Source organism: Pseudoalteromonas shioyasakiensis, from assembly GCA_013391845.1.
GTDB classification, from domain to species: Bacteria; Pseudomonadota; Gammaproteobacteria; order Enterobacterales; family Alteromonadaceae; genus Pseudoalteromonas; species Pseudoalteromonas apostichopi.
In genome coordinates, this window is sequence record CP058414.1 from 2408900 (window position 1) to 2425012 (window position 16113).

Below are 16113 nucleotides of genomic sequence, written 5' to 3' on the forward strand. Positions count from 1 at the left end.
AGTAATTATAGTGCGGATAAAAAAAGCGGCCGAAGCCGCTTTTTAAATCAATGTTATTCTGAAGGTGGGTTATCACCCGTTTCTTCAGTATTGGTATCGACTACTTCAACGGCCTCGCCTTCGATGGCTTCAAGCTCATCAACTTCGATTTCTTCGATACGTTGTAAACCAACTACTTGCTCTTCGTCAATAGTTCGTATCAAAATAACGCCTTGAGTATTACGACCAACCGTAGAAACCTCATTAACACGGGTACGTACTAATGTACCGCGATTAGAGATGATCATGATTTCGTCGTTTTCGTCAACTTGTACTGCACCAACCACAGCGCCATTACGCTCGCTTACTTTGATTGATACAACACCTTGTGTTGCACGGCTCTTCGATGGGTAATCTTCAAGTGCTGTACGCTTACCGTAACCGTTTTCTGTCACAGTTAGGATCGCACCATCTGACTTAGGTACGATTAACGACACAACGCGTTGGTCATCAGCCATCTTAATACCACGAACACCCGTTGCTGTACGGCCCATCGGACGTACACCTTTGAAGCGGATTTCCGGGTTACCATTTTCATCTAGAACTGGGTTGCCGTTTTCATCAACAACTTCTGACTCTTCTGCTTCTTTAAAGCGGACAACTTTACCGGCATCAGTGAATAGCATGATTTCATTCGTGCCATCAGTGATATCAACACCAATTAAGCTATCACCTTCATTCAGGTTAACAGCGATAATACCGCTCGCACGTTGACGGCTGTATGCTGTAAGTGGTGTTTTCTTAACTGTACCAAACGCAGTGGCCATGAAGATGTATTTATCTTCTTCGTACTCACGTACTGGTAAGATAGCGGTAATACGCTCATCAGCTTCAAGTGGTAATAAGTTAACAATTGGCTTACCACGCGCTGCACGGCTTGCTAATGGTAACTGATAAACTTTCAACCAATATAAGCGACCTGCCGTTGAGAAACACAGAATTGTATCGTGTGTGTTAGCAACCAATAGACGCTCGATGAAGTCTTCATCTTTCATCTTAGTTGCTGACTTACCTTTACCACCACGGCGCTGTGCTTCGTAATCAGAGAGTGGTTGATATTTAACGTAACCTTCGTGAGAAAGCGTTACTACAACGTCTTCTTCATTGATTAGGTCTTCAAGGCTAATATCGTGAGCAGCTGCACTGATTTCAGTACGACGTTCGTCACCATATTGCTCTTTAATTTCTACTAGCTCGTCGCGGATAACTTCCATTAAACGATCTGGGCTTGAAAGAATGTGTAAAAGCTCAGCAATTAGATCAAGTAAGTTTTGGTACTCGTCTAAGATTTTCTCATGTTCAAGACCTGTTAGTTTGTGTAAACGTAGGTCTAAAATTGCTTGTGCTTGTTGCTCAGATAAATAGTACTGACCGTCACGGATACCTAAATCAGCGGCTAACCAGTCAGGACGTGCTACGTTATCTTCACCTGCCTTTTCAAGCATAGCTTTAACTGTACCAAGTTCCCAAGGGCGAGCTGTTAATGCTGCTTTTGCTTCTGCTGGGGTTGGTGACTTACGAATAAGTTCGATAATCGGGTCGATATTCGCAAGAGCAATCGCTAAGCCTTCAAGCGTGTGAGCACGGTCACGGGCTTTACGTAAATCGAATACAGTACGACGTGTAACAACTTCACGGCGGTGAACGATAAACGCTTCAAGCATTTCTTTTAAGTTGAAACACTTAGGTTGATTGTTATCAAGTGCAACCATGTTCATACCAAACACAGTTTGTAACTGAGTTTGTGCATATAGGTTGTTTAAGATTACTTCACCAACATCACCACGTTTGATTTCGATAACGATACGCATACCGTCTTTATCTGATTCGTCACGTAGTGCGCTAATACCTTCAATCTTCTTATCTTTAACTAGCTCAGCGATTTTTTCGATAAGGCGCGCTTTGTTAACTTGATAAGGAATTTCGTGAACAATAATGGTTTCACGACCAGTTTTTTCGTCAACTTCGATTTCAGCGCGAGCACGGATGTATACTTTACCACGACCCGTTAAATACGCCTGCTCAATGCCTTTTTTACCATTGATAATCGCCGCAGTCGGGAAATCTGGACCCGGGATATATTCAATAAGGTCAGCAATTGACATGTCTGGGTTTTGGATCAGCGCTAAACAACCATTGATAACTTCTGTTAAGTTATGAGGTGGGATGTTTGTCGCCATACCAACAGCGATACCCGAAGAACCATTTACTAATAAGTTAGGTACTTTAGTAGGTAATACGTCAGGAATTTGCTCAGTACCGTCGTAGTTAGGTACGTAATCAACCGTTTCTTTTTCTAAATCAGCTAATAATTCATGTGACATTTTCGCCATACGGACTTCCGTATAACGCATTGCTGCCGCAGAGTCACCGTCAACAGAACCAAAGTTACCTTGGCCGTCAACAAGCATGTAGCGTAATGAGAAAGGCTGCGCCATACGAACGATGGTGTCATATACCGCGCTGTCGCCATGTGGGTGGTATTTACCGATTACATCACCAACAACACGTGCTGATTTCTTGTAAGGTTTATTCCAATCATTATTGAGTTCGTTCATTGCGAACAAAACGCGGCGGTGAACAGGCTTTAAGCCGTCACGTACGTCTGGCAATGCACGACCTACGATTACACTCATGGCATAATCAAGGTAAGAATTTTTTAATTCATCTTCAATATTGACTGGCAGAATTTCATTGGCGAGATCAGTCATTTGATTTCACATTCCTTCAGTATTGACTCATTAAGAGGCAAATCGCCGTCTTAAGAGGTTTAGTTATTATTTCCTGACCATGCTATCACAATTTATTTAGATTTACAGGCGCTAAATCTTTGCGATTTATTAATTTACCCCTATATAATGGCCTCAGATTAACGAGGAAGTTTTTTATGACCGAGCATCAGAATGTAGATAATGCAGAAATTGCAAAGTTTGAAGCCATCGCAGAACGTTGGTGGGACCGCGACGGAGAGTTCAAACCCCTTCATGAAATAAATCCTCTTCGCTTGGATTTTGTCGCAGATAAAGTGGGCGGCTTATTTGATAAGGAAACCTTAGATGTTGGCTGTGGTGGCGGCATCTTAAGTGAAAGCATGGCCCGTATGGGCGCTAAAGTAACTGGCATTGATATGGGCCAAGAGCCATTAACCGTTGCTAAGTTACATAGTTTAGAAACAGGCGTGCCTGTTGATTATATAAAAGTACCTGCAGAGCAATTTGCTGCTGAGCACCCTGCTCGCTTTGATGTTGTGACGTGTATGGAAATGCTTGAGCATGTTCCAGATCCTGCTTCTATTATTCGCGCTGTAGCAGAACTTGCTAAACCTGGTGCCGATGTATTCTTTTCAACATTAAATAAAACACCAAAAGCTTATTTGTTTGCCATTGTTGGTGCTGAAAAGCTATTGAAAATGGTACCTGAAGGTACCCATGACCATAAAAAATTCATTAAACCTGCACAGCTTATTGCATGGGCTGAAGAAGCTGGATTAAAAGTACGCGCCAGTACAGGTCTTAACTATAATCCGTTTTCTAAGCAGTACAGCTTAAACGATGATGTAAGTGTTAATTACATCCTGCACTTTGAGAAACTAGCGTGATGAGTGGTGTGCAAACACCCTCTATCGATTTTGATGCCTTTATCTTTGATTTAGATGGCACTCTACTCGATACTGCGGATGACTTAGGTGGTGCATTAAACCGCGTGTTAGCAGATGCCAATGTGGCCCCTGTTGCTGAACATGTTTATCGCCCTGCTGCTTCTAATGGTGCAAATGCATTATTAGAAGTAGGCTTTGGTGATAAATGGCCAGAACTTGAACAACTCGCTTTGCGCCAACAGCTTCTTGATTACTACGCCGAAGATATCGCTGTACACAGTAAATGCTTTAATGGCATCGAACAGCTTTTAATTGCACTTGAGCAAAACAATATTAAGTGGGGCATTATGACTAATAAGCCCGGCTTTTTAACTGAGCCCTTAGTACAAGCTATCCCCTCTTTGAGTAAAGCGATGGCGGTAGTAAGTGGCGATACATTAGCTGTTTCAAAACCATCTCCCGATCCACTTTTACACACAGCTGAGATCTTAGACGTTGATCCCTGTCGCTGTTTATATATCGGTGATGCTGAACGTGATATTCAAGCTGCAAAAGCTGCCAATATGTATAGTGCAACGGCGTTATGGGGTTACATACCCAGTGTTGATGCTGCTCTTGACTGGCAAGCGGATTTCAATTGGCAAACACCCATTGATGGATTTAACCATATATAGTGTTATTTGATAGAAGAAACCCCATATATTGTGATTTGATTCACTTTTGAGCATTCTTTGATGATAAAAAAATCAGTCAAAATTTATTTTTAAAAACGATAAATTTTCTGGATCTTTTGTTGATTTCTACAAATTTCGTCTTCTATGAATGTTCAAAGGTTAATGGTTACTAACACAATACGTTTATCCAATAGTTATCCACAAAATGGGGCAATTCTATCCCTTGCAAAACAACGCAGACCACACTATCTTGTGATCTGCAATTTAAACAACACCAGATATTGTGGCTAAATGTTATTCAATTAGTTCACCCTGGTATTGAATAATAATAATTACATAAAGAATACCTTTGTCTTTACAACGATAATTTCCCAAGGAATACAGGCAAAACTATGAACCAACAGCTATCTGTAAGCAAACGTGACGGCCGTAAAGAGTCACTTGATCTAGATAAGATCCATCGCGTGATCGCTTGGGCCGCAGAAGGTCTAGAGAATGTGTCTGTCTCACAAGTTGAATTAAAATCTCATATTCAATTTTATGACGGCATTCGTACCGATGACATTCATGAAACAATCATCAAAGCTGCAGCTGATCAGATCTCTAAAGATACGCCTGATTACCAATACCTAGCTGCTCGCTTAGCTGTATTCCATTTACGTAAAAAAGCGTACGGTCAATTTGAGCCACCACGCTTATATGATCACATCACGAAATTAGTTGAAGACAAACGTTATGATCAACACCTTTTGGTTGATTATACCGAGCAAGAAATTGACGAGTTAGATGCTTACATCGATCACAACCGTGACCTAAACTTCAGCTACGCTGCGGTAAAGCAACTTGAAGGTAAGTATTTAGTTCAAAACCGTGTTACTGGTGAAATTTACGAAAGTGCACAGTTTTTATATATCTTAGTTGCTGCAAGCTTATTCTCTGATTATCCAAAAGAGACGCGTATTGATTACATCAAGCGTTTTTATGATGCAGTGTCTACCTTCAAAATTTCGTTACCTACGCCAATTATGGCCGGTGTTCGTACGCCTACACGTCAGTTCAGCTCATGTGTACTAATTGAATGTGGTGATAGCCTAGACTCTATTAATGCGACATCATCTGCGATCGTTAAATATGTTTCGCAACGTGCTGGTATTGGTATTAATGCGGGTCGCATTCGTGCGCTTGGTAGCCCTATTCGTAATGGCGAAGCGTACCACACAGGTTGTATTCCATTTTATAAGCACTTCCAAACTGCTGTTAAGAGCTGTTCACAAGGTGGTGTTCGTGGCGGCGCAGCTACGCTGTTCTACCCACTTTGGCATTTGGAAGTTGAAAATTTATTAGTTCTAAAGAACAACCGTGGTGTTGATGATAACCGTGTACGTCACCTTGACTACGGTGTGCAGTTCAACAAATTAATGTATAGCCGTTTAATCAAAGATGATTACATCACATTATTTAGCCCATCAGATGTTCCGGGTCTATACGATGCATTCTTTGAAGATCAAGCGAAGTTTGATGAGCTATACATCAAGTACGAGCAAGACGAGTCAATTCGTAAAAAACGTATTAAAGCGATTGAGTTATTCTCAATGTTTGCACAAGAGCGTGCGAGCACAGGTCGAATTTACTTACAAAACGTTGACCACTGTAATACGCACAGCCCGTTTATCTCGACTGTTGCGCCAATTCGTCAATCTAACCTATGTTTAGAAATTGCATTACCAACTAAGCCTCTTAGCAATGTAATGGACGAAGAAGGTGAAATTGCCCTTTGTACGCTTTCAGCGTTTAACTTAGGTGCAATTGAGTCACTTGATGAATTAGAAGAGCTTGCAGAGCTTGCTGTACGTGCTCTTGATAACTTACTTGATTTCCAAGACTACCCTGTTCCTGCGGCTAAAAACGCAACGATGGGTCGTCGTACGCTAGGTATTGGTGTTATTAACTACGCATACTACTTAGCGAAGAACGGTAAGCGTTACTCAGATGGCAGCGCAAATGCCCTAACTCACAAAACATTTGAAGCTATTCAATATTATCTAATGAAAGCATCAAATGAGTTAGCGAAAGAACGTGGTGCGTGTCCTAAGTTTAACGAGACAACGTATTCTCAAGGCATTATGCCAACAGATACTTATAAGCGTGACCTAGATCAGTTCTGTGATGAACCTCTTCACTTAGATTGGGATTCATTACGCGAAAGCATTAAAGAGCATGGTATGCGTAACTCTACGTTATCTGCACTTATGCCTTCAGAGACATCATCGCAAATCTCTAACGCAACAAATGGTATTGAGCCACCACGAGGTCATATCAGCGTTAAAGCAAGTAAAGATGGTATCTTAAAGCAAGTAGTTCCAGATTATGAAAATCTGAAAGATAACTACGAGCTACTGTGGGATATTCCTTCAAACGATGGTTACCTACAGCTTGTTGGTATTATGCAAAAATTCGTTGACCAAACGATCTCTGCAAACACCAACTATGATCCATCTAAGTATGAAGGCGGTAAAGTACCTATGAAGGTGCTATTAAAAGACCTACTGACTGCGTACAAGCTCGGTGTTAAAACTCTGTACTATCACAATACACGTGATGGTGCATCAGACTCTCAAGATGAGTTAACACCAGAGGTAGAAGATGACGGTTGTGCAGGCGGCGCTTGTAAAATCTAATTAAATTAATAACATAACAAAAGCGGGCTCATTAGCCCGCTTTGTCCTGACTGTTTTTTGAGAAATCACTATGTCTTATACAACTTTTAGCCGAAATCATAATAACCAATTACAAGAACCGATGTTTTTCGGCCAAACGGTAAACGTGTCACGTTACGACCAACAAAAGTACCCTATCTTCGAAAAGCTAATCGAAAAGCAACTTTCGTTCTTTTGGCGTCCTGAAGAGGTTGATGTAAGTAAAGACCGTCTTGACTTCCAAGCGTTACCAGATCACGAAAAGCACATCTTTTTAAGTAACTTAAAATATCAAACTTTACTTGATAGTGTGCAAGGTCGTTCACCTAACGTTGCGTTACTACCAATTGTGTCTATTCCTGAGTTAGAAACGTGGATTGAAACATGGGCGTTTAGTGAAACGATTCACAGCCGTTCATACACACACATTATTCGTAACGTGACGCAATCTCCTGAGCTTATCTTTGATGATATCGTAAGCAACGAGAAAATCAGCGAGCGTGCTGATGCCGTAACTAAATATTACGACGATTTAATCAACATGATTTCTGTTTACAACCTTTACGGTGAAGGAAAACATGTAATCAACGGTGAAGAAGTTAAAGTCAGTTTATTTGACCTTAAAAAGCAACTTTATCTTGCTATGATGTCGGTGAATATTCTAGAAGCTATCCGTTTCTATGTTAGCTTTGCCTGTTCATTTGCATTCGCAGAGCGTGAATTAATGGAAGGTAATGCGAAAATTATCAAGCTAATTGCACGTGATGAAGCTCTACACCTTTCTGGAACACAACACATCTTAAACATTATGCAAGAAGGTAAAGACGATCCAGAAATGGCCATCGTTGCCGCACAATGTCGCGAAGAAGCGATTCAGATGTTTGTTGAAGCAGCTGAGCAAGAAAAAGATTGGGCTGAGTATCTTTTCAAAGATGGTTCAATGATTGGTCTGAACAAAGATATCTTATGTCAATACGTTGAATACATCACTAATGCCCGTATGACTGCAGTAGGCCTACCAGCACAGTTCGAAAGTAAGAGTAACCCTATTCCGTGGATCAACTCTTGGTTAGTATCTGACAATGTTCAAGTTGCCCCACAAGAAGCTGAAATTAGCTCTTACCTTGTAGGTCAAATTGACTCTCAAGTTGATGCATCTGACTTTGGTGACTTCGACCTGTAATGAGCTCAAACACAACTGCAGAGGTTATCCTTGCAGGAACAGACAGCCAGAGTCTTGAATTCGATTCTGGCTGTTCATCTCTCCTTGAATGCCTAGAACAACACAAAATTGATGTCCCCTACCAATGCCGTGAAGGCTATTGTGGCGCATGCCGTGCTAAATTAGTCGAAGGTGATGTGAGTTATAATCAAGAGCCACTCGCGTTTGTGCGGGCAGGTGAAGTATTACTATGTTGTAGTAAACCCAATGGAAAAGTAAAACTTGAGCTTTAATGCCATACAAGCTCGCTAGTTTGGTAGAAATTTTCTTTATCAGAGACACTCACCATTTGCTGATCAATTGTAACATTCCACTGTAGATTTTTAGTTAAATGACTCGCCAACTGCTCAATGAAGTTATCATCAAACGCAATTAAATGACCATTACTGATCAGCTCCAACTGATGTTCATTTTCTTGTAACCAATTGTTGTTTAATGTTGTTACAACCCAAAGCTCGTCAACTCTTTTAGCTATTTTATTGAGTTGTAAAATATCCGGTTGGTCAACAGCAAGCCATGTTTGATAATGCTCATCTAATGCTTTTATTGACACATCCGGTTCGCCATGACTGAACTTTGCATTCAGCATCGCTGTTTCGTTGTGTGAAAATAAGCAATAACTTAAAAGCTTAAGAACAAAGTGTTGATAGCTTTCACGACGGTCACAAGCAGTAGTAAACACCTCTTTGTGATTGCGGTGCTCTCTTAAATCAGCAATTGTAAAATTCGCTTTAAAAACTCTATTTTTATCAGACATAAGATTTAGCCATCCAAAAGTAACAGCCTAAGTATAGTGTATGGTGTTAAAATCGCGACTTAATGGAAAGTTATAGTATAACGTTATTGCGATTGAAAAATTGCAGTGTTATATTATAACGCAACACTTAACAACAAACTTAGAAGTAGTAATGATGAAACAAGTTTCAATTCTTTCTAGTGCTGTTGCCGCTGCGCTGTTTTCTCAATCCACAATGGCTGCTGTGATCACAGGTCAAGTATTAGATAAAAACCAACAACCTATCAGCAATGCTGAAATACACGTACACGGTAAATCTCAAAGCGTTGTTACTGACAAACAAGGTCAGTTTAAAATTGATGTAGACAACCAAGGTCAACTACACATCAGTAAAAATAATTTCATCGATAAACGCATTGCTATTAATGGTGACGATCAAAACCTAGTCGTTACACTTACACCTACTTCCGTTGAAACGGTTGTTGTTTATGCATCAGCACTTCATAAGAATAGTCTTGAGATGATTTCGCCAGTTAATGTATTAGCGGGCGATGAACTAAAAGACAAGGCTAAACCGACTTTAGGCGAAACACTAAAAGGTTTACCCGGTGTTAATGCAAGCTATTTTGGCCCTGTATCTTCTAGCCCAATTATTCGTGGTTTAGATGGTCCGCGTGTAAAAATCACCCAAAATGGTCTTGATAGCAGCGATGCATCACGAATTGGTCCAGATCACGCAACATCGAACGACAGCTTAGCAGCTGAGCAAATCGAAGTACTTCGCGGCCCTGCTACCCTACTTTATGGCTCTGGCGCAATTGGTGGTGTGGTCAACGTAGTTGATAACCGTATTCCAACGGATAACATTGATACTTTAACAGGTGCTGCACAATACACTCACGATACGGTATCAAATACCAACACTTATGCTGCAAAACTTGAAACCGGTAACGATGGTTTTAACTTCCATTTTGATGGTACTAAGCGTAAAGGTCATGACTACAAAACACCAACGTTCGAGCTTCCTGAAGAGCATGACGAACATGAAGGTGAAGATCATGAAGAACACGAAACAGCTAACAGTGTTGAAAACACCTTTATCGATAGCCAAACTGTTAACTTTGGTACAAGTTATGTTGGCGACCACCTAACACTGGGTGTTTCTTATGGTCGTATCGAAACTGATTATGGTATTCCTGCTCATTCACACCATCATCATGCGCATGACGAACAAGATGAACATGAAGACGAGCATGATCAACATGAAGAACCTGTTTTCGCTCAGCTAGAGCAAGATCGCTGGCAAGGTTACATGAGCTATGCACTTCATGATAACTGGATTGAAAATATCTCACTACGCGTTGGCTACACCGACTATAAACATGCAGAAATTGAAGATGGTGCCGTGGGAACGGTGTTTACAAACAAAACAACTGAAGCACGTGCAACCGTTGAGCACAAGTTAGGCCTTTGGCACGGTATGGCAGGTTATCACTACACTGAGTCTGACTACGATGCAGATGGTGAAGAAGCTTTTACACCTGCAAGTGTGACTAAAACAAACGCAATTTTTATGCTTGAAGAGCGCCAGTTTGGTGATGTGACCGTTGAGCTAGGTGCACGCCTTGAAGATTACCAAATCGACTCTGCTGTAAGCATGGCTGAGCATCATCATGATCACGATCATGAAGAGGAAGAAGAGCACCATGACGAAGAAGCTGAAATCATCAACTACAGTGAAGATTTCACAAACCTGAGCTTATCTGCAGGTGCAATTTGGCAATATCAAGAAGGCCAAAGTGTAGCTTTAAGTGTGTCTCGTTCTGAGCGTGCGCCACTAAGTGCTGAATTACTGTCAAACGGTGTTCATATCGCAACAGGTACCTACGAGCTTGGCTTAGGTTATCATATTGAAGACAGCGAAATTCATTTTGAGCCAGAGGATATCGAGCAAGAAACTGCAACCAACTTTGATTTAAGTTTCCGCCGTTTTATTGGTGATTTTGGTTATACAGTTAACTTCTTCTATAACGACATTGAAAACTACTACTACCAGCAAAATACAGGTTTGGTATTTGATGAAGAGCATGGCTTAGAATCTGCAGCTGAAGCAGACGAAGATGCAATGGCGGTTTATCAGTTCAGTAGTAAAGATGCAAAATTATACGGCATTGAATTTGACGTACACTATCAAGTAACGCCAAGTGCCTTGGTTAAAGTGTTTGGTGATTCAACAACCGCTAAACTAACAGATGATGAAGGTTATTTACCTCGTATCCCAGCTAATAAACTAGGCTCTGAATTACAGTACACAATTGCTGATTGGAAATTTAGCCTAACAGGGACTCATTATTTTGAACAATCAGACATTACTGCTTACGAGACAAAAACAGATGGTTATACCCTGTTTGATGCATCAGCTAACTACCAACTTGACCTAGGTCCTGTGGATACACAACTTTATATCAATGTTGACAACTTAACCGATGAATTAGGCTTCGTACACAGTTCATTTATTAAAGAAAAGGCTCCACTACCAGGTCGTAACTTCAGCCTAGGTATTCGTGGCTATTTTTAATCTGATTTAACTTTTAATAGTTATAAAAAAACCCTTTCACTTTAAAAGTGAAAGGGTTTTTTATTAAGCTTAGAAACTTAAACAATTAGTAAAGGGGTTTAGCCTTTCTGTTCAATCTTCGCCCATGAATCTCGAAGACCCACAGTTTGATTGAATACTAATGAATCTGCTTTGCTATCACGACAGAAATAGCCTGTACGCTCAAACTGGAAGCCCTGCTCTGCTTGTGCATTTGCAAGCGATGGCTCAACTTTAGCATTTTCAAGAACCACTAGAGATTCAGGGTTAAGTGTTGCGTTAAAGTCTTCTGCTGCAGCTGGGTTTGGTACGTTAAATAAACGGTCGTATAAACGAATTTCAGCTGTGATAGATTCACTTGCTGATACCCAGTGAATTACACCTTTAACCTTACGGCCATCACTTGGGTTTTTACCCAGAGTTTCAGGATCGTAAGAACAGAAGATAGTCGTGATTTCGCCATTTTCGTCTTTTTCAACGCGCTCAGCTTTAATTACATATGCACCACGTAAACGTACTTCTTTATCAAGCACTAAACGCTTGAACTTGTTGTTTGCTTCTTCACGGAAGTCTTCACGCTCGATATAAAGCTCACGAGTGAAAGGCACATCACGGCGACCCATCTCTTCTTTATTCGGGTGATTTGCAACAGATAACGTTTCTACTTTATCTGCGTCATAGTTCTCGATAACAACCTTGACCGGATCAAGAACAGCCATTGCACGTGGTGCATGCTCATTTAGGTCTTCACGGATACATGCTTCTAACATGCCCATTTCAACCATGTTTTCTTGTTTAGTGACACCGATGCGTGAACAAAATTCACGTACTGAGGCAGGTGTATAACCACGACGACGTAGACCAGCAATCGTTGGCATACGTGGGTCGTCCCATCCTTCAACATGACCATTAACTACTAAGTCGTTTAATTTACGCTTAGACATAATGGTGTATTCAAGATTTAATCGTGAAAACTCGATTTGTTGCGGATGACACTCAAGGCTGATGTTATCTAATACCCAATCGTATAAACGACGGTTATCTTGGAATTCAAGCGTACATAATGAATGTGTGATGCCTTCTAGCGCGTCGGAAATACAATGCGTGAAGTCGTACATTGGATAAATGCACCATTTGTCGCCCGTTTGGTGGTGATGAGCAAAACGTACACGGTATAAAATCGGATCACGCAATACCATAAATGAGCTTGCCATGTCGATTTTTGCACGCAGTACACACTCGCCTTCTTTGAATTCGCCATTTCGCATTTTTTCAAAAAGCGCTAGGTTTTCTTCAACTGGCGTGTCGCGGTAAGGACTGTTTTTACCTGGTTCTTTCAAAGTACCACGGTATTCTCTTGCTTGATCAGGAGATAAGAAACATACATATGCAAGGCCTTTTTCGATAAGCTCAACAGCATAACCATATAAAGCATCGAAATAGTTAGATGAATACTTAATTTCACCATCCCATTTAAAACCTAACCACTGCACATCTTCTTTAATTGAGTTTACGTAGTTGATGTCTTCTTTTTCTGGATTCGTATCATCAAAACGTAAATTACAAAGACCTTGATAATCTTGGGCGATACCAAAATTCAAACAAATAGACTTCGCGTGACCAATGTGTAAAAAACCATTTGGTTCTGGTGGAAAACGCGTGTGTGTAGTCGCATGCTTACCGCTTGCGAGATCTTCATCGATACGCGTTCTAATAAAGTTACTTGGGCGATTCTCAATTTCCGCCATAGGAGCATAATCCTCTGAATATTGCATGGTGACAAAACTAATGCATTATTACAAAAACAAACCCTAACATACAGTAGTAGAATCATGTTTATTGAAGATATTAAGTCGATTGTTGAATACATAGTTCACAGACTCAACAAAAACGGTAAAAAAATTGTTCTAACGCAATAAAATGATCATTGACTAACGATATAGTGCCACTAGTTTCACTACCAATAAGGAAAAAAGATGGCTTCGCTCAATCAACACCGAGTCTATATTCCAAGCTCAGCACGTGCAAATCAGTATGTGTTAGTTGAATTTAAACCTACTGATGAGTTTTTTGCCCAGTTCACAAATGTTAGCTGTGCTTATAAGCGTCTTGCAAGGGAGTTATTTGCACTCTGTGATGAGTATGAATTACACAACGTTCACTTAATCGCTAACGATAAACTGCCGGTAGTTCGTTACCATGATGAGGCGTATAGTTTAGAAACCGCGAAACAAATTTTATTTTTCTATAACCCTCAATACCATGAAGCACACAATGTGTTTGCTGATGGTGAACAAAAATGCAAAAAAATTCGTTTATTGTTCTTGGCGACTGGTGAAGATATTCGCGCTAATGCGGCAAGTTTTCATCATAATGTGCAGCGAGTAATAAACTCTTTACAAGAAAAGATATTAAGCAATCAGCCAGCTTTAAAAGTTCGTGATCACCAACACCTTACTTATGATTTATTTGCTAAAGCAAAAGGTCACAAAGAAAGCTATGGTTATAAATTACGAAGCTTGTATCCTCGCTTTCAATCTCGCCAATGTCATTTACCAACTGAACACAGTGAGATAGCTTATGCAGGTTTTTCGATTCCTGTGACTCGTGCTATCAAAACTCAATTTCAACATATGTTGAATGAAGAGAATTACACCGAGTTTTATCAATACATTTTTGATGCGTTTAAACGTGCTTGTGATAAACGCGGATTAACACTGGGTGCATTTATCGCTAATGGAACACGACCTATTGTCCGAAATAGTAATATTGATAACGCACAAAGTAACAGTGAACTACAAAAGTTAACCTTTGATTGCAGCTCTGAGCAAGTACAATTACAACAATATTGGAATGCAAATCAACTTGTTGATTCACTGCATTTCGTAATAGCAGCAGCAGACAAAGACAAACATGACATTGGTTATGGCAAGTTTATGAATCATGTACAGAGTGCGATTAATGAAGTGACAGATGAACTGGCATTTAATCCAACTCGTCAAGATTTACGTGTTCGTTTTTATCAGCACATAAACTATCAATACTAACTAAGTTTAGTTTAATTAATCGAGGTGACGTATTCACGTCACCTTTTAATTATCGATTATTGCTTAGCTTAGTTAAGTCTAGTCGTAGCACCTTAGAACGACGCTCGTAGTTATAAAGTGCTTTTTTCTTTTCAGGTAATTCATCAACCGTGACCAGTTCAAAGTTTTGCTCTAAAAACCAATGAATACTACGGGTGGTCAACGCAAATAAATGCGAATAACCTGCACGTTTGGCTTTATTAATAATAAACCGCAGCAGAAAACTGCCACGGTCTGCATCTCGGTACTGAGGATGAACAGCAAGACTTGCAAACTCCCCCACTTGTTCATCTGCAAACGGATACAAAGCCGCACAGGCAATGATAAGCCCATCACGCTCTATCACAGTAAATTGTTCAATTTCAATTTCAAGCTGCTCACGAGAACGGCGTACTAAATACCCCTGCTGTTCAAGTGGCCTGATAAGATTAATAATACCGGTAATATCAGAGATGCTAGCACTTCGTAATTGTTCAGAGCTTTGCGGCGCGATTTGTGTACCAATACCATCTAATGAGAACAACTCTTGTAGTAACGCGCCGTCTTCTTTATAACTAACTAAGTGACAACGATGCACGCCACCACGACAGGCACCAATCGCCGCTTGTAAGAAAACCGTTGCACTTAAACATGCATCTGGTTGATTACGATAACTTGCTAATAGTTGCTCAGCTTCATTTGGCATTAACTCAGCAATCGCTTCACCATTTTCATCTAAAATACCAGCTTCTTGGCAAAACCCGAGCATTTTATCTGCACGAAGCTTTAGCGCTACTTGTGTTGCAATTTCTTCTGCAGTTAAGTTAAAGCTTTCACCGGTAACCGATGCCGCGATTGGTCCAAGTAATACAATACCGTTGTTATCTAATTGATGGCGAATCCCCGCGACATCAACACGTCTTACTCTACCTGAATGATGATAGTCTACACCTTCATCAACCCCTAAAGGTTGAGCAATAACAAAATTACCACTCACTACATTTAGAAAAGAACCTGACATAGGAGTACTACTTAAAGACGTTGATAAGCGCGCGGTTATATCGAACTGCATAGCACCCGCGACTTTTTTAATGACTTCAAAAGTTGCATTATCAGTCACTCGTATCTCATTATGAAACTGACTAGTTATGCCAACTTGTTCAAGTGCCGCATTAAACTGTGGACGAGCCCCAAATACTAATACAATCTTAATACCAAGACTGGTTAATAGCGCGACATCGTTGATGATGCTGCGACAACCAGACTGATCAATCGCCTCTCCGCCAAGCATTACAACGAATGTTTTACCGCGGTGAGCATTAACGTATGGGGTTGACTGGCGAAATCCATCTACCAATTCTGTGGTACGCACGTAATATTTACCTTATTAAAGTCGAATGTTTTAATAAAAACAGATATACAAGCCACAAGTGTAGAGAATTTATATTCACAAATAAAGCATTATTATTCTTAATTTATGATTAGAA

General features: G+C 40.4%; 11 protein-coding genes. 7 read left to right on the forward strand and 4 right to left on the reverse strand.

All coding sequences use genetic code 11. The features are described from left to right. Positions 1 to 53: 53 nt before the first annotated feature. Positions 54 to 2750 carry a DNA topoisomerase (ATP-hydrolyzing) subunit A gene (gene gyrA / locus HYD28_11050; GenBank protein QLE09448.1) on the reverse strand — a complete coding sequence of 899 codons (2697 nt, stop codon included), beginning with the start codon at positions 2748 to 2750 and terminating at the stop codon, positions 54 to 56. 176 nt (positions 2751 to 2926) lie between these two features. Here gyrA and ubiG point away from each other — a divergent pair, with 176 nt between their 5' ends. The 5 genes from ubiG (at position 2927) to HYD28_11075 (ending at position 8462) form a co-directional block, all read left to right on the forward strand. Then, positions 2927 to 3637 carry a bifunctional 2-polyprenyl-6-hydroxyphenol methylase/3-demethylubiquinol 3-O-methyltransferase UbiG gene (ubiG, locus tag HYD28_11055; GenBank protein QLE09449.1) on the forward strand — a complete coding sequence of 237 codons (711 nt, stop codon included), beginning with the start codon at positions 2927 to 2929 and terminating at the stop codon, positions 3635 to 3637. Continuing rightward, positions 3637 to 4311 carry an HAD-IA family hydrolase gene (locus tag HYD28_11060; protein QLE09450.1) on the forward strand — a complete coding sequence of 225 codons (675 nt, stop codon included), beginning with the start codon at positions 3637 to 3639 and terminating at the stop codon, positions 4309 to 4311. Before ubiG ends, HYD28_11060 begins: the two co-directional genes overlap by 1 nt. A gap of 392 nt (positions 4312 to 4703) precedes the next feature. Next, a complete protein-coding gene (nrdA, locus tag HYD28_11065; protein ID QLE09451.1) occupies positions 4704 to 6989 on the forward strand; it encodes a ribonucleoside-diphosphate reductase subunit alpha in 2286 nt (761 codons plus the stop codon). 70 nt (positions 6990 to 7059) lie between these two features. Next, entirely contained in the window at positions 7060 to 8190 is a 1131-nt protein-coding gene (gene nrdB / locus HYD28_11070; protein ID QLE09452.1) for a ribonucleotide-diphosphate reductase subunit beta, read from the forward strand. After that, a complete protein-coding gene (locus tag HYD28_11075) occupies positions 8190 to 8462 on the forward strand; it encodes a 2Fe-2S ferredoxin-like protein (GenBank protein QLE09453.1) in 273 nt (90 codons plus the stop codon). Before nrdB ends, HYD28_11075 begins: the two co-directional genes overlap by 1 nt. Here HYD28_11075 and HYD28_11080 read toward each other — a convergent pair. Further along, complete coding sequence (locus HYD28_11080) at positions 8459 to 8986, reverse strand: YaeQ family protein (GenBank protein ID QLE09454.1); 528 nt, start codon at positions 8984 to 8986, stop codon at positions 8459 to 8461. The genes HYD28_11075 and HYD28_11080 overlap by 4 nt on opposite strands. Before the next feature lie 154 nt (positions 8987 to 9140). On the opposite strand from HYD28_11080, the gene HYD28_11085 reads away from it, so the two are divergent. Further along, positions 9141 to 11543, forward strand: coding sequence for a TonB-dependent receptor (locus tag HYD28_11085; GenBank protein ID QLE10538.1), 2403 nt, complete (start codon positions 9141 to 9143; stop codon positions 11541 to 11543). A 98-nt stretch (positions 11544 to 11641) separates the two neighbouring features. Here the strand turns inward: HYD28_11085 and glnS are convergent, their stop codons facing one another. Beyond that, a complete protein-coding gene (gene glnS, locus HYD28_11090) occupies positions 11642 to 13309 on the reverse strand; it encodes a glutamine--tRNA ligase (GenBank protein ID QLE09455.1) in 1668 nt (555 codons plus the stop codon). Positions 13310 to 13537: 228 nt separating this feature from the next. Between glnS and HYD28_11095 the strand changes: the two genes are divergently transcribed. Beyond that, positions 13538 to 14608 carry a DUF3083 family protein gene (locus tag HYD28_11095; GenBank protein QLE09456.1) on the forward strand — a complete coding sequence of 357 codons (1071 nt, stop codon included), beginning with the start codon at positions 13538 to 13540 and terminating at the stop codon, positions 14606 to 14608. A 49-nt stretch (positions 14609 to 14657) separates the two neighbouring features. Here the strand turns inward: HYD28_11095 and argA are convergent, their stop codons facing one another. Continuing rightward, the gene (gene argA, locus HYD28_11100) at positions 14658 to 15998 is read right to left on the reverse strand and encodes an amino-acid N-acetyltransferase (GenBank protein ID QLE09457.1); all 1341 of its coding nucleotides are present in this window, start codon (positions 15996 to 15998) and stop codon (positions 14658 to 14660) included. Positions 15999 to 16113 lie beyond the last annotated feature (115 nt).

Bases quoted from the DNA above. Each gene is read 5' to 3' on its own strand.
- gyrA (QLE09448.1), bottom strand. From the start codon at position 2,750: ATGACTGATCTCGCCAATGAAATTCTGCCAGTCAATATTGAAGATGAA.
- ubiG (QLE09449.1), top strand. From the start codon at position 2,927: ATGACCGAGCATCAGAATGTAGATAATGCAGAAATTGCAAAGTTTGAA.
- HYD28_11060 (QLE09450.1), top strand. From the start codon at position 3,637: ATGAGTGGTGTGCAAACACCCTCTATCGATTTTGATGCCTTTATCTTT.
- nrdA (QLE09451.1), top strand. From the start codon at position 4,704: ATGAACCAACAGCTATCTGTAAGCAAACGTGACGGCCGTAAAGAGTCA.
- nrdB (QLE09452.1), top strand. From the start codon at position 7,060: ATGTCTTATACAACTTTTAGCCGAAATCATAATAACCAATTACAAGAA.
- HYD28_11075 (QLE09453.1), top strand. From the start codon at position 8,190: ATGAGCTCAAACACAACTGCAGAGGTTATCCTTGCAGGAACAGACAGC.
- HYD28_11080 (QLE09454.1), bottom strand. From the start codon at position 8,986: ATGTCTGATAAAAATAGAGTTTTTAAAGCGAATTTTACAATTGCTGAT.
- HYD28_11085 (QLE10538.1), top strand. From the start codon at position 9,141: ATGAAACAAGTTTCAATTCTTTCTAGTGCTGTTGCCGCTGCGCTGTTT.
- glnS (QLE09455.1), bottom strand. From the start codon at position 13,309: ATGGCGGAAATTGAGAATCGCCCAAGTAACTTTATTAGAACGCGTATC.
- HYD28_11095 (QLE09456.1), top strand. From the start codon at position 13,538: ATGGCTTCGCTCAATCAACACCGAGTCTATATTCCAAGCTCAGCACGT.